Source organism: Micromonospora sp. DT62 (assembly GCF_049847285.1).
Classification (GTDB): Bacteria; Actinomycetota; Actinomycetes; order Mycobacteriales; family Micromonosporaceae; genus Micromonospora; species Micromonospora reichwaldensis.
Window position 1 is genome coordinate 16892 of sequence record NZ_JBNCOB010000020.1, and the last position, 24008, is coordinate 40899.

Here is a 24008-nt window from a genome sequence, read left to right on the forward strand (position 1 = left end):
GCGCCCGGCGGAGCCCACGGGACGCACGCGATCGTCGCCGCACGCGGTGGCCGGGACGGGCACGATCGGCGCCACGCGGGACGCCCCGGGACGCACGCGCAGAACCTCCTCGCCCCGCCCGTTAGGCTGCTGACAGGCAACGGACTCGACGGAAGGGGAGCGGACGTGCTCGTGGCCGGCTTTCCCGCGGACGCCTTCGGCACCAACTGCTACGTGGTCGCCGCCGCGCCGGGGGAGCAGTGCGTGGTGGTCGACCCCGGCATCGGGGTGCTCGACCGGCTCGACGCCCTGCTGGCCGAGCATCGGCTGCACCCGGCCGCCGTCCTGCTCACCCACGGCCACCTCGACCACACGTTCTCGGTGGCGCCGGTCTGCGGCGCGCGCGGCATCACCGCGTACGTGCACCCCGGCGACCGGGAGATGCTCGCCGACCCGGCCAAGGGGCTGTCGGCGGAGCTCCGCTCGCTCTTCGGCGGGCGGCTGCCGTACACCGAGCCGGAGGACGTCGCCGAGCTGACCGACGGCGCCACGCTCGCCCTCGCCGGGTTGGAGATCACCGTCGACCACGCCCCGGGCCATACCGGCGGGTCGGTGCTCTTCCGACTGCCGGCCGCCGGCTCGTCGTGGGAGGCGGAGCAGCTCTGCCTCTCGGGCGACGTCCTGTTCGCCGGCTCCATCGGCCGCACCGACCTGCCGGGCGGCAGCATGACGAGGATGGTCACCAGCCTCCGGGACAAGATCCTCCCGCTGGCCGACGACACCGTCGTGCTGCCCGGCCACGGCCCCGCGACCACCATCGGCCGCGAGCGCGCGACCAACCCGTACCTCGTCGAGGTGGCGGGTGGCGGCGCGCGACCGGCGGCCCCCGCCCGCGGCCTCTGACCGGCCGCACGAGCTTTGTCACGCGGCCGGCGACGGCCGCACCGAGCCTTTGCCCGCGCTGGCACGCGGGACTGTGAACGGAGCCATCATGAGCAAGCCCACGCCCATCTCCGGCTTCCCGGAGTGGACGCCCGCGCAGCGGATGATCGAGCAGTACGTTCTCGACAAGATCCGCGACACCTTCGAGCTGTACGGCTTCGCCCCGCTGGAGACCCGCGCGGTGGAGCCGCTGGACCAGCTGTTGCGCAAGGGGGAAACCTCCAAGGAGGTCTACCTGATCCGGCGGCTCCAGGCCGACGCGGACGGCCCGACCGGCGACGACGCGCTCGGCCTGCACTTCGACCTGACCGTGCCGTTCGCCCGCTACGTGCTGGAGAACGCCGGCAAGCTGCAGTTCCCGTTCCGCCGCTACCAGATCCAGAAGGTGTGGCGGGGCGAGCGGCCGCAGGAGGGGCGCTACCGCGAGTTCCTCCAGGCCGACATCGACATCGTCGACCGCGACACTCTCGCCCCGCACCACGAGGCGGAGATGCCGCTGGTGATCGGCGACGCGCTGCGCTCGCTGCCGATCCCGCCGGTGCGCATCCAGGTCAACAACCGCAAGATCTGCGAGGGCTTCTACCGGGGCATCGGGCTGACCGACCCGGAGTCGGCCCTGCGGGCGGTGGACAAGCTCGACAAGATCGGCCCGGCGAGGGTGGCCGAGTTGCTGGCGCAGACGGCCGGGGCGAGCGAGGCGCAGGCCAAGGCGGTCCTGTCGCTGGCGGAGATCTCCGCCCCGGACGCCTCCTTCGCCGACGCCGTCCGCGCGCTGGGCGTCAGCGACCCGATGCTCGACGAGGGGGTCGAGGAGCTGGTCCGGGTGGTGGAGACGGCCGCCGCGCACTCGCCGGGGCTCTGCGTGGCCGACCTGCGCATCGCCCGGGGCCTGGACTACTACACGGGCACGGTCTACGAGACCCAGCTGATCGGCTACGAGCGGTTCGGCTCGATCTGCTCCGGCGGCCGGTACGACAACCTGGCCAGCGCCGGCGCCACCCGCTTCCCGGGGGTCGGCATCTCGATCGGCGTGACCCGGCTGCTCGGGCTGCTCTTCGGCGCCGGGGCGCTGTCGGTGTCGCGGGACGTGCCGACCTGCGTCCTGGTCGCGGTGACCGGCGAGGAGCAGCGCGGCGCCAGCAACCGGGTGGCCGAGGCGCTGCGCTCGCGGGGCGTACCGACCGAGGTGTCGCCGAGCGCGGCGAAGTTCGGCAAGCAGATCCGCTACGCCGAGCGGCGGGGCATCCCGTACGTCTGGTTCCCCGGCGTGGACGGCGCGGCCGACGAGGTGAAGGACATCCGTTCCGGCGAGCAGACCGCCGCCGCGGCGGGGGAGTGGACGCCGCCCCGGGCGGACCTCAGGCCCCTGGTCAGCTGAGACATTACTGGCGCGTACGCCCGATCGGACCTACGGTGGCGTAAGTTACGCCACCGTAGGGAGATCGTCGTGACCGCACTCAGCCAGACCGCCCTGCTCCTCGAACTGGCACCCGTCGTCGAGAGGAACCTCGACCGGCACCTGGCCGTCGCCAAGGAGTGGTTCCCGCACGAGTACGTGCCGTGGAGCGAGGGGCGCACCTTCGACGGGCCGCTGGGCGGCGAGGCGTGGGCGGAGAGCGACTCGACGATCCCCGACGTGGCCCGTACCGCGCTGATCGTCAACCTGCTGACCGAGGACAACCTGCCCTCGTACCACCACGAGATCGCCACCCTGTTCGGCCGTGACGGCGCCTGGGGCACGTGGGTGCACCGGTGGACCGCCGAGGAGGGCCGGCACGGCACCGCCATCCGCGACTACCTCACCGTCACCCGGGCGGTGGACCCGGTGGCGCTGGAGCGGGCCCGCATGACGCACATGTCCGCCGGCTACGCCAACGTCCACGACGACGAGGTGCTGCACTCCCTGGCGTACGTCTCGTTCCAGGAACTGGCCACCCGGATCTCGCACCGCAACACCGGTCGGGTCACCGGCGACCCGGCCTGCGAGGCGCTGCTGGCCCGGGTCGCGGCCGACGAGAACCTGCACATGGTCTTCTACCGCAACCTGCTGGCCGCCGCCTTCGAGCTGGCGCCGAGCCAGGCGATGCGGGCGGTCGCCGACGTGGTGGCCGACTTCCAGATGCCCGGCAACGGCATCGACGGCTTCGCCCGCAAGTCCGTGGCGATCGCCCTCGCCGGCATCTACGACCTGCGCCAGCACCGCGACGAGGTGGTGGCGCCGGTGCTGCGCCAGTGGGACGTCTTCAACGTGACGGGGCTCGACGCCGACGGCGAGGCCGCCCGCGACGAGATCGCCACCCACCTCGACGACCTGGACCGTGCCGCCTCCCGCTTCGAGGAGAAGCGCGACGCCCGCGCCGCCCGCCTGGCCTCCCGCTGACCCGCGCCCTCGCCTCGTCGATCATGCAGTTGTGGCGGGGGATGGAAGCCGCGAACCGCCAGTGTCCCGGCACCACAACTGCATGATCGACTACTCGGTGGGCGGGGGGTCCAGGGGGAAGAGGAGGCAGGTGGAGGTGGCGTGGGCGACCAGGCGCGACTTCGCGTCGAGCAGCTTCGCCTCCGCCAGGGCCGTGCGGCGACCGCCCTGCAGGACGGTGCCCTCGCAGCGCAGCGTGCCGCTCGCGACGGTGACCGGACGCAGGAACTTCACGTTCAGGTCCAGCGAGGTGTAGCCGACCCCGGCCGGCAGGGTGGTGTGCACCGCGCACGCCGCGGCGGTGTCCAGCAGGGTGGAGATGACCCCGCCGTGCACGGTGCCCAGCGGGTTGTAGTGGAACTCCTGCGGGACGAGTTCGACGGCCACCCACCCCTCGTCGGCCTCCATCCGGGACATGTCGACCAGGTGCATGATGGGCGGCGCCGCCAGCTCGCCGGCGATCATCGCGCGGAGCAGTTCCAGGCCGCCGCGCCGGCCGACGTGCGCGGCGTTGATGCCCGGGTCGGACCACGAGAAGGTACGGCTGCGCGCCGGATCCTGCGTCTGCGTCATGGACCCAGCCTGGCAGCGCGTTGCTGAGTCTGTCAATCAGACCTAGCCTGGAGCGCATGAGACCCGCGGCACTGGACTGGTCGGTGGAGAACTGCACCATCGCCCGCGCGATGGAGATCCTCGGTGAGCGGTGGACCCTCGTGGTCCTGCGCGAGGTCTTCAGCGGTGTCCGCCGCTTCGACGACATGCGGGTGCGCACCGGCGTGCCCCGGCAGGTGCTGGCCAACCGGCTGGCGATGCTGGTGGAACGCGGCGTCCTGCGGCGCGAGCCCTATCGGGAGCCCGGCAGCCGGGAGCGCCACGAGTACCGGCTGACCGGGATGGGGCTCGACCTGTGGCCGGTGCTGGTTGCCGTCCTCGGCTGGGGGGATCGCTACCTGGCTGACCCGGAGGGTTCGCCGCTGACGGTCGCGCACCGCGACTGCGGCGCGGAGGTCCGCGTCGAGCTGCGCTGCGAACGCGGGCACGAGGTCGCCCGGCCGCGCGACGTGGTGCCGCGCCCGGGGCCCGGAGCACGCCGCCGCGCCGGCTGACCGTCCGTCGGCGGGCGGATCGGCCCAGGGCCGCGACGCGTGCCGTCGACGCCGAACAGCATGGTGACGTAATGGGGGCCGCCAGGCCGCGCGTACCGGATGGTGGGACGGTGGGCGAAGCGCATAGACGTACGCCTGTGTCCATGATGTTTCGGGTCGATGGCCGCGGCAGCCGGGGCGAAAAGGACAAAGCCGGGTCTTGCATACGAACTCAAGTATGTGAATACTTCAGTGTGCTCGGCCGGTACCCCCAGATCGGCAGGGCTGCTCCCGGCTCGTGTCGCCCCGGCGCGGGTCTGTCACCCCCTTCTGGAGGTTGTTGTATGCGACCCACGAGGTCCTCGCTCCGTCGTGCCGCCGTCGTCGCCGCGGCCGGCGCCATGGTCGCCGGCTCGCTGATCGGCGCGCCCGCCCAGGCCGCACCCTCGTTCGCTTCGCCCGACGCCGCCGCCGGCCTGGCCGAGCGCCTCGGCGACCGGTCCGCCGGAACGTACGCCGACGCCAACGGCAAGATGGTCGTCACCGTGACCGACGCGCTCGCCGCCCGGCAGGTCAGTGCCGCCGGCGCCACCCCGAAGATCGTCAAGCGCGGCGCCAGCGAGCTGGCCCGGGCCACCTCGGAGCTGGACCGCTCCGCCAAGATCCCCGGCACCGCGTGGTGGACCGACCCGGCCACGAACCAGGTCGTCGTCTCCGTCGACAGCACCGTCACCGGCGCCAAGCTGGAGCGCGTCAAGGCCGCCGCCGAGCGGATGAACGGCGCGATCCGGATCGAGGCCGAGGCCGGCGTGCTCGGCACCCGGATCTCCGGCGGCCAGGCCATCTACGCCGGTGGCGGCGGTCGCTGCTCGCTCGGCTTCAACGTCCGCAGCGGCAGCACCTACTACTTCCTGACCGCCGGGCACTGCACCAACATCTCGGCCAGCTGGTACAGCAACTCCGCCCAGACCAGCCTGCTGGGCAGCCGCACCGGCACCAGCTTCCCCGGCAACGACTACGGCATCGTGCGGCACAACAACTCCGCCAACGCCGCCGGCAACGTCTCCCTCTACAACGGCAGCTTCCGGGACATCACCGCCGCCGGCAACGCCTACGTCGGCCAGTCGGTGCAGCGTTCCGGCAGCACCACCGGCCTGCGCAGCGGCTCGGTCTCCGCGCTCAACGCCACGGTGAACTACGCCGAGGGCTCGGTCTCCGGCCTGATCCGCACCAACGTCTGCGCCGAGCCGGGCGACAGCGGCGGCTCGCTGTTCAGCGGCTCCACCGCGCTGGGCCTGACCTCCGGTGGTAGCGGCAACTGCCGCACCGGCGGCACGACCTACTTCCAGCCGGTCGGCGAGGCGCTGAGCCGCTACGGCGTCAGCATCTTCTGATCGACCGCACCGCAACGGGCCGTCGGGTGATCCCGGCGGCCCGTCCGCGTGCCCGCAACGGTTCGCCGGACCCAAGCGGGCGGGCCGGGGTACGTTCCGGTCAGTGAGCGCCTCCCCGACCCCGCCCGCCGACGCCGTCACGTCGGCCTGGGCCCCGCTGCGGCTCGCCGCGTTCCGCAGCCTCTGGCTGGCGGTCCTGGCCAGCAACGTGGGCACCTGGATGCAGACCGTCGGCGCTCAGTGGCTGCTCGTCGAGGAGGCCAACGCCTCGACCCTGGTGGCGCTGGTGCAGACCGCCAGCATGCTGCCCGTGCTGCTGCTCGCCCTGCCTGCCGGCGCGCTGGCGGACACCCTCGACCGCCGCCGGCTGCTGATCGGGGTGCAGTTCTTCCTGGCCACCGTCGGCGTACTGCTGACCGGTCTCACCGCCGCCGACCGGATGCCGCCGGCGCTGCTGCTCACCCTGACGTTCGCCCTCGGCGTCGGGCAGGCGCTGACCCTGCCGGCCTGGCAGGCGGTCATCCCCGAGCTGGTGCCCCGCTCCCAGCTCGTCTCGGCCTCGGCGCTCGGGTCGATCAGCGTGAACCTGGCCCGCGCGGTCGGCCCGGCGGTGGCCGGGGTGCTGGTCGCCCGGGCCGGCGTCGCCACCGTCTTCGCCGTCAACGCGGTGTCGTTCACCGTCTTCGCGCTGGCGCTGCTGCGCTGGCGGCCGGAACGGGCTGGCGGCGACGACCTGCCGGAGCGGTTCACCGCCGCGTTGCGCGCTGGCGGCCGGTACGTGCGGCACTCGCCGGTGGTCCGCCGGATCCTGCTGCGCGCCGCGCTGTTCGTGGTGCCGGGCAGCGGCCTGTGGGCCCTGCTGCCCCTGGTCGCGAGCCGCCGCCTGCACCTGGGCGCGGGCGGGTACGGCGTGCTGCTCGCCGCGCTCGGCATCGGTGCGGTGGCGGGCGCCCTCGTCCTGCCCCGGATCCGGCTGGCGCTCACCACCAACCGGCTCCTGCTGCTGGCCGGCCTGGTCTACGCCGCCGTCCTGGTGGTGCTCGCCCTGGCGCCGGGCCCGGTGCCGGTCGCCCTGGCCCTGGTGCCCGCCGGCATGGCCTGGATGACCGTGCTGTCCAGCGTCAACGCCGCCATGCAGCTCTTCCTGCCCGGCTGGGTACGCGCCCGCGGCCTCTCCGTCTACCAGATGGTCTTCGCTGGCGGGCAGGCGCTCGGCGCGGTCGTCTGGGGTGCCCTCGGCGAGCTGACCAGCCTCGTGGTGGCGCTCGCCGCGGCGGCCGGGACGATGGCGGTCGGCGCGGTGACCGTACCGCTCTGGCCGCTGCGCGAGACCCGGGGCCTTGACCGGGACCCGGCCGTCTGGTGGCCGGAGCCGCACCTGACGCTGCCCGCGGACCCACGCGGCGGGCCGGTGCTGGTGACCGTCTCCTACACGGTGCCGCCGGAGCGGCAGGCGGAGTTCGTCGCGGCGATGCGGCTGGTGGGGCGGTCGCGCAGGCGTACGGGGGCGATGCGCTGGGGCCTGTTCCGCCCGGGCGAACGGGAGGACGGCTTCGTCGAGGTCTACCAGGTGCCGTCGTGGGAGGAGCACCTGCGCCAGCACGGCGGCCGGCTCACCGGCGCCGACCGGGGGATCGAGGAGCGGGCCCGGGCGCTGACCGTCGGGAAGATCGTGGTGAACCACCTCCTGCCGGCCGATTCCCGGGACTGACCCGGCGTCAGCCGGCGGTGACGCTCGCGCCGGTGAACACGACCGCACCGTCCGGGAACTCGCACTGGATCCGCAGGACGAGTTCGTCGGCCCCCTCGACGTCCGCGACGAGGTCGCGGGGGGCGGTCATCCGTGCGTCGAACTGCTGCCCCCGTACGACCCGGGTGACGGTGGCGTCCTTCTCGCGGATCGCCACCTGCGCGTAGACGAGGACCGCGCCCTCTCGGTCGTCCGGTGACGGGAAATACGGCCGGACGGTAGCGGTCAGGTCGAGAAAGCGTCGCTGCAACCGGAACGCGACCTCCCGCTGCTTGTCCGATCCGGTGTTTCTCGGGCAATTGATGACGATCGGCCTATCGTATTCCGGGCGGCCGGCCAGTTGCCGTGGAAGTTTCGCGAGATTGGCCGCACCGGCCTCGACCGGCAGTGTGTCCAGTCGGACCGCGCTCGGCGATCCGGCCGGCGCAACCGTGGCCGGCCCGGAGGCGGGTGGGTTGACCGGGCCACCCTCCGGAGCACGTGTCGGTGTGGTGGAGGGGTCTGCCTTTCCCCACCCGAGGTCCCATCCGGAGACGTCCCGCGCGAGGGTGAGCGCGGTGAACAGCACACCCAGCACGGTGAATATCAACGTCACCCGCACGAAGGGGTTCGCCGCCCGGCTCTGGCCCGAGTCTCCCATGTCTCGCAGCATCCCTTCGCCGTGGCCGTGGCCGTTCGGTCCAACGCAGATGTCTGTCAAAGTATTGTCACCTTCGCGCTGTCGAAGATTACTCCGCCCGGGGTGTCACGCATTCCTGATAGCGTGCGGGCTCAGCCGGTGAGCACTGGCGGCCCCGGCGATGACGAATCGACCTCTGCCATTGCAGGAGGTGGTAGGAGTGAAGCAGCCCGACCCCCCGCAGGAGCCGTCCGCGAATCCTCCGGCGACGCCGCATCAGCCCGGCACGACGCCCCCCTCGCCGCCCCTCGGCGGCACCGGGGTCCCGCAGCCGTGGCCGCCGAGCGCGACGCGCGCCCCGTCCGCGCCGCCACCGGGGGGTGCCCGGGGCAACCGGTTCGGCGCGGTGGTGCTCGGCATCGCGGTACTGGCCCTGCTGGCGTCGTTCGGTTCCGCCGTCGTCTCCTGGCGGGCGCTCGACCAGGCACGCACGGCGCGGGACATCGCCTCGGCCCGTTCGCCGCTCGTGGCGCCCACCGCGACACCCGCCGGCTCCGAGTCGTCGTCCCTGCCGTCGGCGACCGGGCCGGCGGGCACGCCGGACGGCGGAGGCGGACCGGGGGAGCCGCCACGCTCGCCGGGGCAGCCCCCCGAACTCGACGAACGGACCGTCTACAAGCCGAAGTACGAGGCGCAGAGCCTCACCCTCAACCCGGCGGACTGCTTCACCGAGATGCGCGTTGACCTCGACGAGCCGCGCGCCAACGTCGGTTCCAACGGCGCGGAGTTCGCGATGGATCCGGACTGCCAGTCAGCAGCGCCGAACGTGCAGTTGCGCACCGGGGTGGCCGGCAGCGAGGTGGCGCGCGCCGGTATGAGACCACAGGAGTGCGCGGACGCGATCCGCGCCGCGCCCATCGCGAACGACGCGAGGGTGCCACTGCGCAAGAACGGCTTCCTCTGCATCAGCACCAACTTCGCCAAGGCCCGGGAGAGCCGCGACGAGTGGCGGATGGTGCTGGTCGAGGTCGTCTCGATCAGCAACGACCGGGCGGTGGTCATCAAGGCGACCGCCTGGGACATTCCGCAGGACTGAGGCTCCGGCGCGGCGATGCCGTCGTCGAGCCATCCGTCGACGCTGAGCAGAGCACGAGTGCGTCGACGGGTGGCACGGACCCACGCCCGGGGCGGCTGACAGAATGCCAGGGGTAACGCTGTACCGCAGATGAGGAGACGCGAGTCGTGATCCGTACCCATGACGCCGGCAGCCTGCGCGCGACGGACGCCGGCACCACGGTGACGCTCGCCGGGTGGGTGGCCCGCCGGCGCGACCACGGCGGCGTGATCTTCGTCGACCTGCGCGACGGGTCCGGCGTGGTCCAGGTGGTGTTCCGCGAGGAGGACGCGCACGCGCTGCGCAACGAGTTCTGCGTCCGCGTGACCGGCGAGGTGACCCGCCGCCCCGAGGGCAACGAGAACCCGGAGCTGCCGACCGGCGAGATCGAGGTGACGGCGGCCGAGCTGGAGGTGCTCTCCGAGGCGGCGCCGCTGCCCCTGCCCGTGGACGACCAGGTCGAGGCCGGTGACGACATCCGGCTGCGCTACCGCTATCTCGACCTGCGCCGCAGCGGTCCGGCGAAGGCGATGCGGCTGCGCTCACGCGCCAACCAGCTTGCCCGCACGGTGCTGCACGAGCGGGACTTCCTGGAGATCGAGACGCCGACGCTGACCCGCTCCACCCCGGAGGGCGCCCGCGACTTCCTGGTGCCGGTGCGCCTGCAGCCCGGCAGCTGGTACGCGCTGCCGCAGTCGCCGCAGCTGTTCAAGCAGCTGCTGATGGTCGGCGGCATGGAGCGGTACTACCAGATCGCCCGCTGCTACCGCGACGAGGACTTCCGCGCCGACCGGCAGCCGGAGTTCACCCAGCTCGACATCGAGATGTCCTTCGTCACCGAGGACGACGTCATCGACCTCGGCGAGGCGATCGTCTCGGCGCTCTGGAAGGACCTGGCCGGCCACGAGATCTCCCGGCCGATCCCGCGCATCACCTGGCACGACGCGATGGCCCGCTACGGCTCCGACAAGCCCGACCTGCGCTACGGCGTCGAGCTGACCGAGCTGACCGACTACCTGCGCGGCACCGAGTTCCGGGTCTTCGCCGGCGCGATCGACGCGGGCGGCTATGTCGGCGCGGTCGTCATGCCCGGTGGCGCGGCGCAGAGCCGCAAGGAACTCGACGGCTGGCAGGACTGGGCCAAGGCGCGCGGCGCGCGCGGTCTCGCGTACGTGGTGCTCGACGCCGAGACCGGCGAGGCGCGCGGGCCGGTGGCGAAGAACCTCTCCGCCGAGCACCTGGGCGGGCTCGCCGACGCGGTCGGCGCGAAGCCGGGCGACGCGGTCTTCTTCGCCGCCAGCACGAACACCCGCGAGGCGCAGGAGCTGCTCGGCGCGGCCCGGATCGAGATCGCCAAGCGGGCCGGCCTGGTCGACGAGAGCGCCTGGGCGTTCTGCTGGGTGGTCGACGCGCCGATGTTCGAGAAGACGGACGAGGGCGGCTGGACGGCGGTGCACCACCCGTTCACCTCGCCCAACTCGGAGTGGGTCGACCGGTTCGAGGAGGCGCCGGACCGGGCGCTGGCGTACGCGTACGACATCGTCTGCAACGGCAACGAGATCGGTGGCGGCTCGATCCGTATCCACCGGGGCGACGTGCAGAAGCGGGTCTTCGAGCTGCTCGGCATCACCCCCGAGGAGGCGCAGGACAAGTTCGGCTTCCTGCTGGAGGCGTTCAAGTACGGCGCCCCGCCGCACGGCGGCATCGCGTTCGGCTGGGACCGGGTCTGCATGCTGCTCGCCGGGGCGGACTCGATCCGCGAGGTCATCGCCTTCCCGAAGACCCGGGGCGGCTTCGACCCGCTGACCGGCGCGCCCACGCCGATCACCGGCCAGCAGCGCACCGAGGCCGGCATCGACGCCAAGCCGAAGCCGCAGGCCGCCCCGCACACCGGCACGGCCGGCCCGGCCGCCCCGGTATCCGACCCCACCTGACCCCTCCCACCGCCGACCTCCTTGGGGTTGATCATGAAGTTGTTGCGTTGCTCCCCGGCGTGTCGCGACAACAACTTCATGATCAACTCTGGAGGTGGGGCGGGATGAGGCTGCTCGTGGTGGGGGCCAGTGGGTTTCTGGGCGCCCAGGTGTGCCGGCAGGCGGTAGGTGCCGGGTGGACGGTGGTGGGGACGTACCACTCGGGTCGGGTCGAGGTGCCGGGCGTCGAGACGCGCCGGCTCGACGTGACGGACCGGGCCGCCGTGCGCGAGTTGGTCGCCCGGGTCCGCCCCGAAGCCGTGGTCGGCACCCCCTACCGGTACGGCGACTGGGCGGTGACCGCCGACGGGGCCGCCCACGTCGCGTACGCCGCCGTCGAGGCGGGGGCGCGGCTCGTGTACGTGTCCAGCGACGCGGTGCACGCCGGCCGCCCGGAGCCGTACGCCGACGACGAGCCGCCCAGCCCGATCTTCCCGTACGGGGCGGCCAAGGCCGCGGCCGAGACCGCCGTGCGTGTCCTCGACCCGGGCGCGGCGCTGGTGCGTACCTCGCTCATCGTCGGGGAGGGGAGCAAGCAGATCCAGCTCTGCCACGACGCGCTGGCCGGCCGGGCGAGCCTCTTCACCGACGAAGTGCGCTGTCCGATCGACGTCACCGACCTGGCCGCCGCCGTGCTGGAGCTTCTCCGTACCGACTACGCCGGCCCGCTCAACGTGGCCGGCCCGGACGCGGTCAGCCGCGCGGAACTGGGCCTGCTGGTCGCCGCGCACGCCGGCATCGACCCGGCCGGCATGAAGACCACCTCCGGCGCCGCCGCCGGCGTGCTCCGCCCCGCGGAGGTGCGCCTCGACTCCACCCGCGCCGCCGGGCTGCTCGGCACCCGCCTGCGTGGGGTGCGCGAACTGCTCTCCCGCTGACCCGCCCGGAAGCCCGTGCCGTAGACGCACACTTTCTATGCACAACTATTGTGCATAGAAAGTGTGCAGAGATATTGTGCGTTCATGGAGAACGCACCGCGCGCCGTCCACCTCGACCACCGCCAGGTCCGCGTCCTGGCCCATCCGCTGCGGATGCGGCTGCTCGGCACGCTGCGCGTGGACGGGCCCGCGACCGCGACCACGCTGGCCGAGAAGCTGGACACCAACACGGGGGCGACCAGCTATCACCTGCGTCAGCTCGCCGAGGTGGGGCTGGTGACGGAGGACCTCGACCGGGGCACCGGCCGGCAGCGGTGGTGGCGGGCGGCCCACGACATCAGCAACTTCGAGCCGACCGAATTCGACGACGACCCGGACGCCCGGGCGGCGGTGCAGTGGATCCAGGGCGACCAGGTGCGGCTGCTGGCCGAGCAGGCCGAGCGCTGGATGGCCGCCGAGCACGGCTACTCCCGGCAGTGGCGCGACGCCGCCGGCATGAGCGACGTGCTGCTGACGCTCGGTCCGGCGCGGCTGCGGGCCCTCAACAACGAGATGTGGCGGCTGCTCGAGCGCTACCGTGACGAACAGGTGCCCGACGAGCCGGAGGCGGAGTCGGTGCTCGTCTTCCTGGCCGCGTTCCCCCGGGTGAGGGGCAAGCGGTGAGCGCCCTCTCCGTACGCCAGGTCCGGCGCCGCTACCTGGTGCTGCACGGCCTGCGCTGGCTGCCCACCGGCCTGATGGTCCCGGTGATGATCCTGCTCATGCAGGAACGCGGCCTGACGCTGTCCCAGATCGGGCTGGTCACCGTCGCCCAGGGTCTGGTCGTGCTGGCCCTGGAGTTGCCCACCGGCGGCCTCGCCGACGCCCTCGGGCGCCGCCCGGTGCTGGTCGTGGCCTGGCTGGTCAACCTCGTCTCGCTGGGGCTCTTCGCCGTGGCCGACTCGTTCGCGCTCTTCTTCGTGGTCTGGGCGTTGCAGGGCGTCTTCCGGGCGCTCGACAGCGGCCCGATGGAAGCCTGGTACGTCGACGCCACCCTCGCCGCCGACCCCGACGCCCGCTACGAGCCGGGCCTGGGCCACGCCGGCACGGTCGTCGGCGTCGCCATGGGCGCGGGCGCCCTGCTCGGCGGCGGCCTGGTCGCGCTGGGGCCGGTCGGGTCGGTCAGCGCGCTGACCGTGCCGGTGCTGGTCGCGATAGCGCTCCAGGCGGTGGCCCTGGTCGCCCTGCTGGTGCTGCTGGCCGAGGTCGGCCCGGGTAGGGGCGTGGGCGCGCTGCGGGCGTCGGTCGCCGAGGCGCCCCGGATGGTCGGGCAGGCGTTCGGGCTGCTGCGTCGCTCCCGGGTGCTGCTGGCCCTGGTCTGCGTGGAGCTGTTCTGGGGCTTCGGGATGGTCACCTTCGAGTCGCTGCTGCCGGTCCGGCTGGCCGAGGTGGTCGGCGACCCGGACCGGGCGGCGTCGCTGCTGGGGCCGGCCAGTTCGGCGGCCTGGCTCGCCGGGGCAGCCGGCGCGGCGCTCACCCCGCTGCTGCTGCGCTGGCTGGGCGCCGCGCCGAGCGCCGCCCTGCTGCGGATCGTGCAGGGCGCGACGATCGTCGGGATGGGGCTGCTGGCCGGCCCGGTCGGGGTGCTGGTCGCCTACCTGGCCTGCTACACGGTGCACGGCGCGTCCAACCCCCTGCACATGGGGCTGCTGCACCGGCAGGTCGACGGCCCGTACCGGACCAGCGTGATCTCGCTGAACTCGATGATGGCCCAGCCCGGCTTCGCCCTCGGTGCCGTCGGGCTCACCATGCTCGCCGACGCCGCCAGCGTCAGCGCCGCGATGCTGGTCGGCGCCGTCGTACTGGCGCTCGCCGCCCCGCTCTACCTGCCGGCGTGGCGGGCCGGCCGCCGCGTCCCGGCGTCGGGCGCCTCGTCCGGCGGCGACGGGCCGGTCGACGGCCCGCGGGGCGGACCGGCGGACCCGCGGTCGGACGACGGGGTGACGCCCACGTCCGCCGGGGTGCGAGGCACCTGACGCCCCCTGCCGTCCCGCCGGGGGCAGGTCCGCACGGTCAGGTCAGGTGCACCGAGCTGCGGGCCAGGGCGCCGGTGAAGCCGAGCCGCCGGTAGAGCCGGATCGCCCCGACGTTGACGCTGTAGACGCCGAGCGCCACGGTGTCGTGGCGGGCGAGCAGGGCCCGGGTCATGGCGGCGGTCAACGCCGCGCCCAGCCCCCGCCCCCGCCGGCCGTGGGCGACGGCCAGTCCGGCGAGGAAGCCGACGTCGCCCCTGCTGCGGTCGGCGCCGCAGGCGACGATCCGGTCGCCGTCGCGGATGCCGTACCAGTCGACGATCCTCGGGTCGCCCGGTCGCGAGGTGGTGCTCGGGAACGCCTCGTCGATCAGGGCGGTCAGCGCGGGATGGTCGACCCCGGTGAGCCGGACCACCTGCTCCTCGTCGGGCTGGCGCGGCGGCGCGGCGGCGCTCCAGAGGAAGTCCCACTCGTCGTGCCGGGCCACCGCCAGCCGGCCGGGCAGCGCCGCCGGGTCGAGCCGCGGCAGGTGCAGCCACTGGCCCGGCCGCAGCGCGCCCCGCGCGACCAGGTCGGCGAAGACCTCGACCGCCGGCCCGGGGGCGCCGATCGCGCCGCCGCGTGGGCCCTGCTCCGCCGGCAGCAGCCAGCCCACCGCGTCGTCGCGCCGCCAGCCGCGCGGCACCTCGTCGCGGGCGAGCGCGTGCCGGACGTACGGGTGGTGACCGGCGGCCGCCAGGATGGCGTCCCGCCCCTCCAGGACCTGGTCGGCGATGATCATGTCAGCAAGCCTAGGACCGGCTCCGGCCTCCTGCCGGCGAACCCCGGTCGCCGGCCGCCGCCGAAGCTGGCCGCAGACCGGGCTGCTCCACGGTGGAGATTGGCGAGCGGACCGATTGGGTACATCCCGCGCCGACCCACTGGGAACCCCCACCGGAGGAACGTCATGCTCGCCATTCTCGCGGCGGTCGTTTTCGGCTTCGCCCTGCTCATCGACCTGCTGGACACCAACTTCGGTGCCCCGGACCTCTTCAACTGGAACACCCTCGTACTGATCGGCCTGCTGCTGCTCTCCCTGTACCTGGCCGGGGTCGGCCGGGGACCGCGCGGCGGTGGCGGCGGCGGTGGCGGCCGCTGGTACCGGGGCCGGCGTCCCGGCCGCGGCTGACCGTAACCGATCATCACGGGCCCGGCTCGACGGCGCGCTTCCGGCGCCGTCGGCCGGGCCTTGTACTGTTCCCCTGATGGAGTCCGACGCCCTCTTCTCCCTCGGTGAACCCGCCGGAGCGCCCCCCACGCCCGCGGGTTCCGTCGGTGTGGACGGGTTCACCGCGGTGGGGGAGGACTCGCCGCTGCCCGTCCGGATGCGCCCGCGCAGCATCGACGAGCTGGTCGGTCAGGATCACCTGCTCGCGCCCGGCGCCCCGCTGCGCCAGCTCGTCTCGGCCACGGCGCCGATGTCGGTCATCCTCTGGGGCCCGCCCGGCAGCGGCAAGACGACCATCGCGCACCTGGTGGCGCGGGCCACGGACCGCCGGTTCGTCGCCATGTCGGCCCTCACCGCCGGGGTCAAGGACGTGCGCGCGGTGATCGAGACCGCCCGCCGCCAGCGCCGCTCCGGCGGCCCGCAGACGGTGCTCTTCATCGACGAGGTGCACCGGTTCAGCAAGACCCAGCAGGATTCGCTGCTCGCCGCCGTCGAGGACCGCACGGTCACGCTGCTCGCGGCGACCACCGAGAACCCGTACTTCTCGGTCATCTCGCCCCTGCTGTCGCGGTGCGTGCTGCTCACCCTCCAGCCGCTGGGCGACGCGGCGGTGCGCGACCTGCTGCGCCGCGCGGTCGCCGACGAGCGCGGCCTCGGCGGCGCGCTCACCCTCGAGACCGAGGCCGAGGACCATCTTGTACGCCTCGCGGCCGGCGACGTACGCAAGGCGCTGACGGCGCTGGAGGCGGCGGCGGGCTCCGCCACGGCCCTCGGCGCGGGGCGGATCGACCTCGCCACCGCGGAGCAGGCGGTCGACGTGGCGGCCGTGCGCTACGACCGGGCCGGCGACGCCCATTACGACGTGACCAGCGCCTTCATCAAGAGCATGCGCGGCTCCGACGTGGACGCCGCGCTGCACTGGCTGGCCCGGATGCTGGTCGCCGGGGAGGACGCGCGGTTCATCGCCCGTCGCCTGGTCATCTTCGCCAGCGAGGACGTCGGCATGGCCGACCCGTCCGCGCTGAGCGTGGCCACCGCCACCGCCCACGCCGTGGAGTACGTCGGGCTGCCCGAGGTGCAGCTCAACCTCGCCCAGGCGGTGATCCACCTGGCCACCGCGCCGAAGTCCAACTCGGCGACCACCGCGATCGGTGCGGCCATCGCCGACGTGCGGGCCGGCCGGGGCGGGGCGGTGCCGCGCGGGCTGCGCGACGCGCACTACTCGGGCGCCAAGGGGCTGGGGCACGGGACCGGTTACCGCTACCCGCACGACGACCAGCGCGGCGTGGTCACCCAGCAGTACGCCCCCGACGACCTCGCCGGCACCGACTACTACCGGCCCAGCCAGCACGGCGCCGAGCGCTCGGTCGCCACCCGGCTGCCGCTGCTGCGCCGGATCGTCCGGGGGCTGCCCGCGCCGGCCGCGCCCTCGGCGGCGGGGGTCGGGAGCGGCTCGGCGGACAACGGCCGCCGACAGACGGACACGGGCGGCGCCGACGCGGCGCGAGAGGGCGGCAGTGACACCGCCGGGGAGGGTCAGTAGTGAAATCGCGTGGTTCGGAGCGACCGGAGGACGGCCCCGAAGAGCGGCGCGACTCCCGCGCCAAGGGGCGCCGCTGGGGACGGGGCAAGGCCGAGGCCGAGCCCGAGGAGCCGATCAGCGGCGAGGAGTTCGGCTGGATCGACGACCTGCGCTCGGCCAAGCAGCAGCGCACCGAGCTGGGGCCGGGCGGGTTGGAACCCGCCTCGCCTCCCGGCCCCCGTCCGGGTGACCCGACGGCTCCCGGCCCCGCCGGGCCGCCGCCTCACCGTGGCCCCGGTCCGGCCGCCGCACCCCCGGTGCGCCGCGCCGAGGCCGAGCCGCCGCGCTCCCGCCCGGTGGATGGCCCCTGGCCCGGTGCGCCGGAACCACCCCGGCCGGCCGGCCCAGCCGCCCCCGAGGTCGTCCCCCCGCACCAGCCCGTCCGCCGCCCCCCGGCGGCCGGTCGTCCGCAACCGGGCCCGGACGGCCCGGACCGGCGGCCACGCCCCGTTCCGGGTACCCCCACGGGTCCGCAGGCGATTCCGCCGGCGGGCGCACCGACCGGCACCGCGACGGGCCCGCAGGCGACCCCGCCGCCCGGCCCGCAGCGGGCTTCCGCACCGCATCCGCAGGGCGGCTTCCCGGCCCATCCGCAGGCCGGCTTCCCGGCGGCTCCGCAGGCCGAGCCGCGGACCGGGCCGCAGCCCGGTCCGGCCGCCGGACCGCAGGTCGGGCCGCCGCCCGGCACGCCCCCCGGCGCTCACGCCGGCACGCCGACCGGACCGCGTCCCGGTGCGCCGGTGCCTCCGCACCCGGACGCGCCGCATCCGGCGGGTCGGCGCCCCGATGGCCGGGCGGCGGTGCCGGGCGGTACGCCGCCACCGGCTGCCGCCGGGCCGCCCGGCGGTGCCGTGGGCGCCGCCCGGGTCGGGGTCCCGGCCCCCGGCACCCCCCAGCCGCCCGCCGGTCCGCCGACCGGCGAGCTGCGCGGCGCCCCCGCCGACGGACGTGACCCCCGGTCCGGCCGGATGCGGCGGGGCCCGGTCGACGCCGGCGTTCCCGTCCCGACGGACGGCACCGGACCCGTGCCCACGGCCGCCCCGCCAATGCCCGACGGCGACGGCACCGACCGGGGCCGACGCCCCGGTGCGCCGGCCGGCCGACGCCGCGCCGCCGAGGAGGACGCGCCGCCGGCACCCCGCCCGGGCAGTGTCCCGCCGGCACCCCACACGGGCAGTGCTCCGCCGGTACCGCGCTCCGGCAATGCCCCGCCGGTACCCGGCTCCGGCGACGCCCCGCCGGTACCGCGCTCCGGCAACGCCCCGCCCGTGCCCGGTACGCCCGCCGCGCCTCCCGGCGTCGGGGGGCAGCCGCCGCACGCGTCCGCCCCGCGCGGCCGACGCGCCGTACCCGACGACGTCGAGGTCGCGGGTCGGGGCCGGCGTGCGGCCGGCGACGACGAGACCTCCGGCCGGGCCGGACGCGCCACGGGCGGCGGTCAGCCCCCCGCGCGCCGTGCGGACGCCGGGGTGGTCCCGCCCCCCGGCGGCCCCGCGGCTTCGGACGAGACGGAGAGCCCGCCGCGCCCGGCCGACGGGGAAGCGGGGCGGCGCCGTCAGCCCGGTGATGCCCGGGCCGGCCGACCGGAGCGCCCCGCCGACTGGCTGCGGCAGGCCGGCCGGGCACATCACACCGACCCCGCCCTGCCGACGGTCAAGCGGTCGGTGCCGCCCGCTGCGGGCGGTCCGTCGCCGGTGCCGCCCGGGCCGGAGCCGCGCGGCGCCGAGGCCGGCAACGTCCCGGCAGGCCGGGCGCGGCCCGGCGCGCAGCCGCCGCGACCCACCGACGCCACCGAACCCGGCCGGCCGGCGGGCCGGGTCCGGCCCGCCGCCGAGCCGCCCCGGCCCGCCGACACCCCGCACCCCGGGCCGCCGGCCCGGGGCGCTGCCCGCCCCACGCCTGCCGGTGCACCGCCGCCGCCCGGCGCCCCGACCCCGGCTGGCCGGACCCACCCCGACCCGCCCCCGGCCGGATCTGCGCGGGGCGCCGCGCGTCCCGACGCCGGCCCGGCGGGTCCCGCGCGGGGTGCCGCGCGTCCCGACCCTGGACTGGTGGGTCCTGCCCTGGGTGCCGCGCGTCCCGATCCTGGCCTGGCGGGTCCGGCGCGGGGTGCCGCGCGTCCGGATCCCGGCCTGGCAGGTCCCGTCCGGGGCGCCGCCCGGCCCGACGTCGGTCCGGCGGGTGCCGCGCGGCCCGTCGCACCGCCCTCCGGGGCCGCCGGCGCGGCGTCCGTCGCCGGGCCGTCCCCGGCCGCCGCGAACCTGAGCGCGCCGCCCGGCCCGCGCCGCCCCGGGCCCGGCCCGTCCGGCCCCGCCGGGCCGGGGACGCACCCGGCCGTACCGGGGGGAGCCGAACAGACCTCGTCCGGCCCGGCCGCCACTGCGCCGGGACCGGCCCGGCCCGGTGCGGGTTCCGGTGCCGCCCGGCCGCCCGCCGTCGGGCGGGACCGGCCCGCGCCGACGTCCGGCGCGGGCCCGCGACCTGGCCCCGTCGCTCCGTCCGGCGTCGCCCGGGCAGCCGCCCCGGCACCCCGCCCCGGGCCCGAGGACCGCGCCGCCGGGCGGGCGATCCCGCCACACCGCGAGCCGGGGCGGCCCGAGCCGTCCGGCGTTGCGCCGGTGCCCCCGCCGGGGGCCGCGGGCGAGCCGGTGGTGGCGCGGGCCGCCGCGGCTGTCGTACCACCCGTCGAGCCGGCGGACGGACCGGCGCTGCGCCGGCCCGCGGAGCCGGAGTCGCCGGACGACGACGTTGCCGGCCCCGGCGGGCTGCGCGGCGCGCGGTCCGAGCTGCGCCGCCGGATGCGTGAGCGGCGGCGGCTGCGGATGGGCGTCCTCGCCCTGGTCAGCGTGGTGCTGCTCGGCGCGGTCCCGCTCTACTTCGGCATCCGTACGCTCAGCCGCGATCCGGTCTTCGACACCCTCGACGAGCTGGACGTGCCGGGCTGGGCGGCGGTGCAGACCGTCGACGACGTCAGTGGCAGCCGCTGGTGCCTGCTCGACTGCCGGCTCCGCGAACGCACGGCCACCTCCGAGCGGCCGCCGGCGGAGACGGCACAGGTCTACGAGCGGGCGCTGGCCGACGACGGCTGGCAGCCGTGGAAGGTGAGCCGCTGCCCCGAGCAACCCGCGAAGGGGAGCTACACGTGCTGGCGCCGGGACGAGCTGACCCTCGACCTGTGGGTACGCGAGCCCGCCTGCGTGCCGCCGCCGGTGGACGGGGAACCGGCGGTCGTGCCGTCGCCCGAACCGGCGACCGCTGCGGAGCAGTGCTCCGGCTCGTTGGTGTCGGTGAAGGTCCGCAACGCGATCGACGACGAGCGGACCCGGCCCCAGCCCACCACCGACCCGTCACTCACCGGCGAGGATCCCTTCCCGACGATCAGCGAGGATCCGCTCGCGACGCCGACACCCTCACCGTCCTGAGCCGGTTTCCATCACGGACGGTAGGGTCTGGGGCTGGCGGACCGCCAGCCCCCGCCGGCCCCTCGCGGGTGCCGGGCGGCGGTGTGGGCAGGACGGTCGCACGTTCCGGGGGCGTCGGGTTCCCGGAACTCTGCTTGAGGAGGACAGGCGTGGGCTTTTTCGAGGTCGCGGCGCTGATCGCGGCGATCGCGTTCGCGATGCTGGTGCTGATCCTGACGCTGCCCATCCTGCGGCTGCGGCACACCGTGGACGCCACCACCCGGATGATCAACGACCTGAACGACCGGACCGCGCCGCTGTTGGGTGACGTGAACACCACGGTGAAGAACGTCAACACCGCCCTGGAGCAGGTGCAGACCTCCCTGGACGGGGTCAACCTCCAGCTCGCCAAGGTCGACACCATGACCAGTCACGCGCAGAACGTCACCGCCAACGTCGCGAACCTGGCGACCGTCGTCTCCGCCGCCGCCGCCAACCCGTTGGTCAAGGTGGCCGCCTTCGGCTACGGCGTACGCAAGGCCGCCTCCGCCCGGCGGCACGCGGAGACCGAGCGTGAGGTGCGCGACACCATCAAGCAGCAGCGGCGGGCCGCCAAGCGCGGCAACCGCTGATCCGGCACGACCAGGAGGAGCTCGGAGATGAGGCGGTTGTTCTGGCTCGGCATCGGGCTGGCCGTCGGCGTGGTGGTGGTGCGCAAGGCCACCCGCACCGCACAGGCGTACACCCCGGCCGGCATCGCCAGCACGGTGACCGAATCCGCTGGCGGGCTGGCGGAGTCGCTGCGTAGCTTCGTGGAGGACGTCCGGATCGCGATGGCCGAGCGCGAGCAGGAGATCCACGAGGCGTTCGCCCAGGGCGAGGCGTTCGACGACCAGTTCGCCGAGCTGCGGGAGGACCCGCGCATCGGCGACCGAGAGATCTTTCCGGAGGAACACCAGCGATGAAGACGGCGGAGATCAAGCGGCGGTACCTCGCCCACTTCGAGGCGAACGGCCACACCGTGGTGCCGTCCGCTCCGCTGCCCGCCATCAGCGACCCGAACCTGCTGTTCGTCAACGCCGGCATGGTGCAGTTCGTGCCCTACTTCCTGGGGCAGCAGACCCCGCCGTACCGGCGGGCGGTCAGCGTGCAGAAGTGCATCCGTACGCCCGACATCGACGAGGTCGGCAAGACCAGCCGGCACGGCACGTTCTTCCAGATGAACGGCAACTTCTCCTTCGGTGACTACTTCAAGGACGGGGCGATCCCGCTCGCCTGGGACCTGGTCACCAAGTCCCAGGAGCAGGGCGGGTTCGGCCTGGACCCGGAGCGGATCTGGCCGACGGTCTACCTCGACGACGACGAGGCGTTCGAGATCTGGCGCTCGGTGGGGGTGCCGACCGAGCGGATCGTGCGCCGGGGCAAGGCGGACAACTTCTGGTCGATGGGCATCCCCGGCCCGTGCGGCCCGTGCTCCGAGCTGTTCTACGACCGTGGCCCGGAGTACGGCCGCGAGGGCGGCCCGGCGGTCGACGAGGACCGCTACATGGAGTTCTGGAACCTCGTCTTCATGCAGTTCGAGCGCGGCCCGGGCACCGGCAAGGAGGACTACCCGATCCTCGGTGACCTGCCGGCGAAGAACATCGACACCGGCATGGGCCTGGAGCGGATGGCCTCCATCCTCCAGGGCGTCGACAACCTCTACGAGATCGACGAGGTCCGGCCGATCCTCGACCGGGCCGCCGAGCTGACCGGCAAGCGCTACGGCGCCCACTCCGGCCACGTCGCCAGCGAGTCGCACCCGGACGACGTGCGGCTGCGGGTGATCGCCGACCACGTGCGCACGGCGCTGATGCTGATCGGCGACGGGGTCACCCCGAGCAACGAGGGGCGCGGCTACGTGCTGCGCCGCATCATGCGCCGGGCGATCCGGTCGGTGCGGCTGCTGGGCTGGCAGGAGCGGGCGCTGCCCGAGCTGCTGCCGGTGGCCCGGGACTGCATGGCCCCGTCGTACCCGGAGCTGGCCGCCGACTTCGACCGGATCGCCGACTACGCGTACGCGGAGGAGGACGCCTTCCTGTCCACCCTGCGGGCCGGCACCACGATCCTGGACACGGCCATCGCGGAGACCCGCACGGCCGGCAAGCCGGCGCTGTCGGGTGAGAAGGCGTTCCAGCTGCACGACACGTACGGCTTCCCGATCGACCTGACGCTGGAGATCGCGGCCGAGCAGGGCCTGGCGGTCGACGCGGAGGGCTTCCGCCGGCTGATGGCCGACCAGCGGGCGCGCGCCAAGGCCGACGCCCAGGCGCGCAAGACCGGGCACACCGACCTGTCGGCGTACCGGTCGGTGCTCGACTCGGGCGGGCCGGTGCGGTTCACCGGCTACGGCGAGGTGTCCCGGGAGTCGACGGTGCGGGCGGTGCTCGGCGTCGACGGCCCCCGGCAGGCGGCGGTCGAGGGCGACACGATCGAGCTGGTGCTCGACGCCACCCCGTTCTACGCCGAGGGCGGCGGGCAGCAGCCCGACCTCGGCATGATCACCGTGGGTGGCGGCCAGGTCGAGGTGCTCGACGTGCAGCAGCCGGTGCCCGGCCTGATCGTGCACCGCGCCCGGGTGCTGCGGGGCGAGGTGCGGGCGGGGGAGACCGGCTACGCCGAGATCGACACCACCCGCCGGCGGGCGATCTCCCGGTCGCACACGGCGACGCACCTGGTGCACCAGACGATGCGCAACTTCCTCGGCGAGTCCGCCACCCAGGCCGGTTCGCTGAACGCCCCGGGGCGGCTGCGCTTCGACTTCAACACCCCGACAGGGGTGGCGCCGAGCGTGCTGCGCGACGTCGAACAGCAGGTCAACGAGGTGCTCCTGGCCGACCTGGAGGTGCACGCCTTCATCACCTCGCTGGAGGAGGCGCGGCGCATCGGCGCGATGGCGCTCTTCGGCGAGAAGTACGGCGAGGAGGTGCGGGTCGTCGAGGTCGGCGACTACGCCCGCGAGCTGTGCGGCGGCACCCACGTCTCCCGTTCCGGCCAGCTCGGCCTGGTGAAGATCCTCAACGAGTCGTCGATCGGCTCCGGGGTGCGCCGCGTCGAGGCCCTGGTCGGCATGGACGCCTTCAACTTCCTGGCCCGGGAGCACCTGCTGGTCTCCCGCCTCGCCGAGCTGTACCGGGTGCCCAACGACCAGGTCGCCGACCGGGTCGAGCAGACCGTGACGCAGCTGCGCGACGCCGAGAAGGAGCTGGAGAAGCTGCGGGCCCAGCTGGTGCTCGGCGGCGCGGCGGCGCTCGCGGCGCAGGCCAAGGACGTGGGCGGGGTCGCGTACGTGGGCACCGAGGCGCCGGAGGGCGCGGCCGGCAACGACGTGCGTACCCTCGCCCAGGAGGTCCGGGGCAAGATCGATCCGGCGCGGCCGGCGGTCGTCGCGGTGGCGGCCCGGGCCAACGGCAAGGCGTCGCTGGTCGTCGCGGTGAATCCGGCGGCGCGCAGCCGGGGCCTCGCCGCGTCGGACCTGGTCAAGGCGGCCTTCTCCGGTCGCGGCGGCGGCAGCCCCGATCTCGCCCAGGGCGGCGGCCTGCCGGCGGCCGAGGCGCCGAACCTGCTCCGCACGGTCGAGAAGGCGATCGCCGACGCGTGATACGTGCTCGCAG

At 74.7% G+C, this 24008-nt stretch carries 20 protein-coding genes; 17 read left to right on the forward strand and 3 right to left on the reverse strand.

Annotated elements, in window-relative coordinates:
- Positions 1–165 precede the first annotated feature (165 nt).
- The 3 genes from ACPXCB_RS23285 (at position 166) to ACPXCB_RS23295 (ending at position 3301) form a co-directional block, all read left to right on the forward strand.
- Positions 166–882: an MBL fold metallo-hydrolase gene (locus tag ACPXCB_RS23285; protein WP_327027715.1), complete on the forward strand. Its 717-nt coding sequence runs from the start codon at positions 166–168 to the stop codon at positions 880–882.
- Between the two features lie 88 nt (positions 883–970).
- On the forward strand, positions 971–2299 hold the full coding sequence (gene hisS, locus ACPXCB_RS23290; protein WP_425877665.1) for a histidine--tRNA ligase: 1329 nt from the start codon (positions 971–973) through the stop codon (positions 2297–2299).
- Between the two features lie 69 nt (positions 2300–2368).
- Positions 2369–3301: an acyl-ACP desaturase gene (locus ACPXCB_RS23295; RefSeq protein ID WP_425877666.1), complete on the forward strand. Its 933-nt coding sequence runs from the start codon at positions 2369–2371 to the stop codon at positions 3299–3301.
- Positions 3302–3391: 90 nt separating this feature from the next.
- Here ACPXCB_RS23295 and ACPXCB_RS23300 read toward each other — a convergent pair whose 3' ends face one another.
- A complete protein-coding gene (locus tag ACPXCB_RS23300; RefSeq protein WP_425877667.1) occupies positions 3392–3913 on the reverse strand; it encodes a PaaI family thioesterase in 522 nt (173 codons plus the stop codon).
- Between the two features lie 56 nt (positions 3914–3969).
- Between ACPXCB_RS23300 and ACPXCB_RS23305 the strand changes: the two genes are divergently transcribed.
- The 3 genes from ACPXCB_RS23305 to ACPXCB_RS23315 all read left to right on the forward strand — a co-directional run bounded on the left by ACPXCB_RS23305 (position 3970) and on the right by ACPXCB_RS23315 (position 7530).
- Entirely contained in the window at positions 3970–4446 is a 477-nt protein-coding gene (locus ACPXCB_RS23305) for a winged helix-turn-helix transcriptional regulator (protein WP_425877668.1), read from the forward strand.
- Between the two features lie 323 nt (positions 4447–4769).
- Positions 4770–5819, forward strand: a complete 1050-nt coding sequence (locus ACPXCB_RS23310) for a S1 family peptidase (RefSeq protein ID WP_425877669.1) — start codon at positions 4770–4772, stop codon at positions 5817–5819.
- A 103-nt stretch (positions 5820–5922) separates the two neighbouring features.
- On the forward strand, positions 5923–7530 hold the full coding sequence (locus ACPXCB_RS23315) for an MFS transporter (protein ID WP_425877670.1): 1608 nt from the start codon (positions 5923–5925) through the stop codon (positions 7528–7530).
- Positions 7531–7537: 7 nt separating this feature from the next.
- Here ACPXCB_RS23315 and ACPXCB_RS23320 read toward each other — a convergent pair whose 3' ends face one another.
- Positions 7538–8269, reverse strand: coding sequence for a hypothetical protein (locus ACPXCB_RS23320; RefSeq protein WP_425877671.1), 732 nt, complete (start codon positions 8267–8269; stop codon positions 7538–7540).
- Between the two features lie 139 nt (positions 8270–8408).
- Here ACPXCB_RS23320 and ACPXCB_RS23325 point away from each other — a divergent pair, with 139 nt between their 5' ends.
- From ACPXCB_RS23325 to ACPXCB_RS23345, 5 genes are all read left to right on the forward strand, one after another.
- Entirely contained in the window at positions 8409–9284 is an 876-nt protein-coding gene (locus ACPXCB_RS23325) for a hypothetical protein (protein ID WP_425877672.1), read from the forward strand.
- A 146-nt stretch (positions 9285–9430) separates the two neighbouring features.
- Positions 9431–11236 carry an aspartate--tRNA ligase gene (gene aspS, locus ACPXCB_RS23330; protein ID WP_425877673.1) on the forward strand — a complete coding sequence of 602 codons (1806 nt, stop codon included), beginning with the start codon at positions 9431–9433 and terminating at the stop codon, positions 11234–11236.
- 104 nt (positions 11237–11340) lie between these two features.
- The gene (locus ACPXCB_RS23335; RefSeq protein WP_425877674.1) at positions 11341–12153 is read left to right on the forward strand and encodes an SDR family oxidoreductase; all 813 of its coding nucleotides are present in this window, start codon (positions 11341–11343) and stop codon (positions 12151–12153) included.
- A gap of 84 nt (positions 12154–12237) precedes the next feature.
- Entirely contained in the window at positions 12238–12816 is a 579-nt protein-coding gene (locus ACPXCB_RS23340; protein ID WP_425877675.1) for an ArsR/SmtB family transcription factor, read from the forward strand.
- Positions 12813–14168 carry an MFS transporter gene (locus ACPXCB_RS23345; protein WP_425877676.1) on the forward strand — a complete coding sequence of 452 codons (1356 nt, stop codon included), beginning with the start codon at positions 12813–12815 and terminating at the stop codon, positions 14166–14168. The genes ACPXCB_RS23340 and ACPXCB_RS23345 overlap by 4 nt, the downstream gene beginning before the upstream one ends.
- Positions 14169–14205: 37 nt before the next feature.
- On the opposite strand, the gene ACPXCB_RS23350 is transcribed toward ACPXCB_RS23345, so the two are convergent.
- Positions 14206–14946: a GNAT family N-acetyltransferase gene (locus tag ACPXCB_RS23350; RefSeq protein ID WP_425877677.1), complete on the reverse strand. Its 741-nt coding sequence runs from the start codon at positions 14944–14946 to the stop codon at positions 14206–14208.
- Between the two features lie 165 nt (positions 14947–15111).
- Between ACPXCB_RS23350 and ACPXCB_RS23355 the strand changes: the two genes are divergently transcribed.
- From ACPXCB_RS23355 to alaS, 6 genes are all read left to right on the forward strand, one after another.
- Positions 15112–15333, forward strand: a complete 222-nt coding sequence (locus ACPXCB_RS23355; RefSeq protein ID WP_089000992.1) for a hypothetical protein — start codon at positions 15112–15114, stop codon at positions 15331–15333.
- 76 nt (positions 15334–15409) lie between these two features.
- Entirely contained in the window at positions 15410–16915 is a 1506-nt protein-coding gene (locus ACPXCB_RS23360; protein ID WP_425877678.1) for a replication-associated recombination protein A, read from the forward strand.
- Positions 16916–19752: 2837 nt separating this feature from the next.
- On the forward strand, positions 19753–20376 hold the full coding sequence (locus ACPXCB_RS23365) for a hypothetical protein (RefSeq protein ID WP_425877738.1): 624 nt from the start codon (positions 19753–19755) through the stop codon (positions 20374–20376).
- 149 nt (positions 20377–20525) lie between these two features.
- The gene (locus ACPXCB_RS23370) at positions 20526–20987 is read left to right on the forward strand and encodes a DUF948 domain-containing protein (protein ID WP_089000990.1); all 462 of its coding nucleotides are present in this window, start codon (positions 20526–20528) and stop codon (positions 20985–20987) included.
- 27 nt (positions 20988–21014) lie between these two features.
- Complete coding sequence (locus ACPXCB_RS23375; RefSeq protein WP_132240143.1) at positions 21015–21320, forward strand: hypothetical protein; 306 nt, start codon at positions 21015–21017, stop codon at positions 21318–21320.
- On the forward strand, positions 21317–23995 hold the full coding sequence (alaS, locus tag ACPXCB_RS23380) for an alanine--tRNA ligase (RefSeq protein WP_151456028.1): 2679 nt from the start codon (positions 21317–21319) through the stop codon (positions 23993–23995). Before ACPXCB_RS23375 ends, alaS begins: the two co-directional genes overlap by 4 nt.
- The last annotated feature ends 13 nt before the right edge of the window (positions 23996–24008 follow it).

Coding starts and splice junctions, on each gene's coding strand:
- hisS (WP_425877665.1), top strand. CDS start 971: ATGAGCAAGCCCACGCCCATCTCCGGCTTCCCGGAGTGGACGCCCGCG.
- ACPXCB_RS23300 (WP_425877667.1), bottom strand. CDS start 3,913: ATGACGCAGACGCAGGATCCGGCGCGCAGCCGTACCTTCTCGTGGTCC.
- ACPXCB_RS23305 (WP_425877668.1), top strand. CDS start 3,970: ATGAGACCCGCGGCACTGGACTGGTCGGTGGAGAACTGCACCATCGCC.
- ACPXCB_RS23310 (WP_425877669.1), top strand. CDS start 4,770: ATGCGACCCACGAGGTCCTCGCTCCGTCGTGCCGCCGTCGTCGCCGCG.
- ACPXCB_RS23335 (WP_425877674.1), top strand. CDS start 11,341: ATGAGGCTGCTCGTGGTGGGGGCCAGTGGGTTTCTGGGCGCCCAGGTG.
- ACPXCB_RS23340 (WP_425877675.1), top strand. CDS start 12,238: ATGGAGAACGCACCGCGCGCCGTCCACCTCGACCACCGCCAGGTCCGC.
- ACPXCB_RS23350 (WP_425877677.1), bottom strand. CDS start 14,946: ATGATCATCGCCGACCAGGTCCTGGAGGGGCGGGACGCCATCCTGGCG.
- ACPXCB_RS23355 (WP_089000992.1), top strand. CDS start 15,112: ATGCTCGCCATTCTCGCGGCGGTCGTTTTCGGCTTCGCCCTGCTCATC.
- ACPXCB_RS23360 (WP_425877678.1), top strand. CDS start 15,410: ATGGAGTCCGACGCCCTCTTCTCCCTCGGTGAACCCGCCGGAGCGCCC.
- ACPXCB_RS23365 (WP_425877738.1), top strand. CDS start 19,753: ATGCGTGAGCGGCGGCGGCTGCGGATGGGCGTCCTCGCCCTGGTCAGC.
- ACPXCB_RS23375 (WP_132240143.1), top strand. CDS start 21,015: ATGAGGCGGTTGTTCTGGCTCGGCATCGGGCTGGCCGTCGGCGTGGTG.
- alaS (WP_151456028.1), top strand. CDS start 21,317: ATGAAGACGGCGGAGATCAAGCGGCGGTACCTCGCCCACTTCGAGGCG.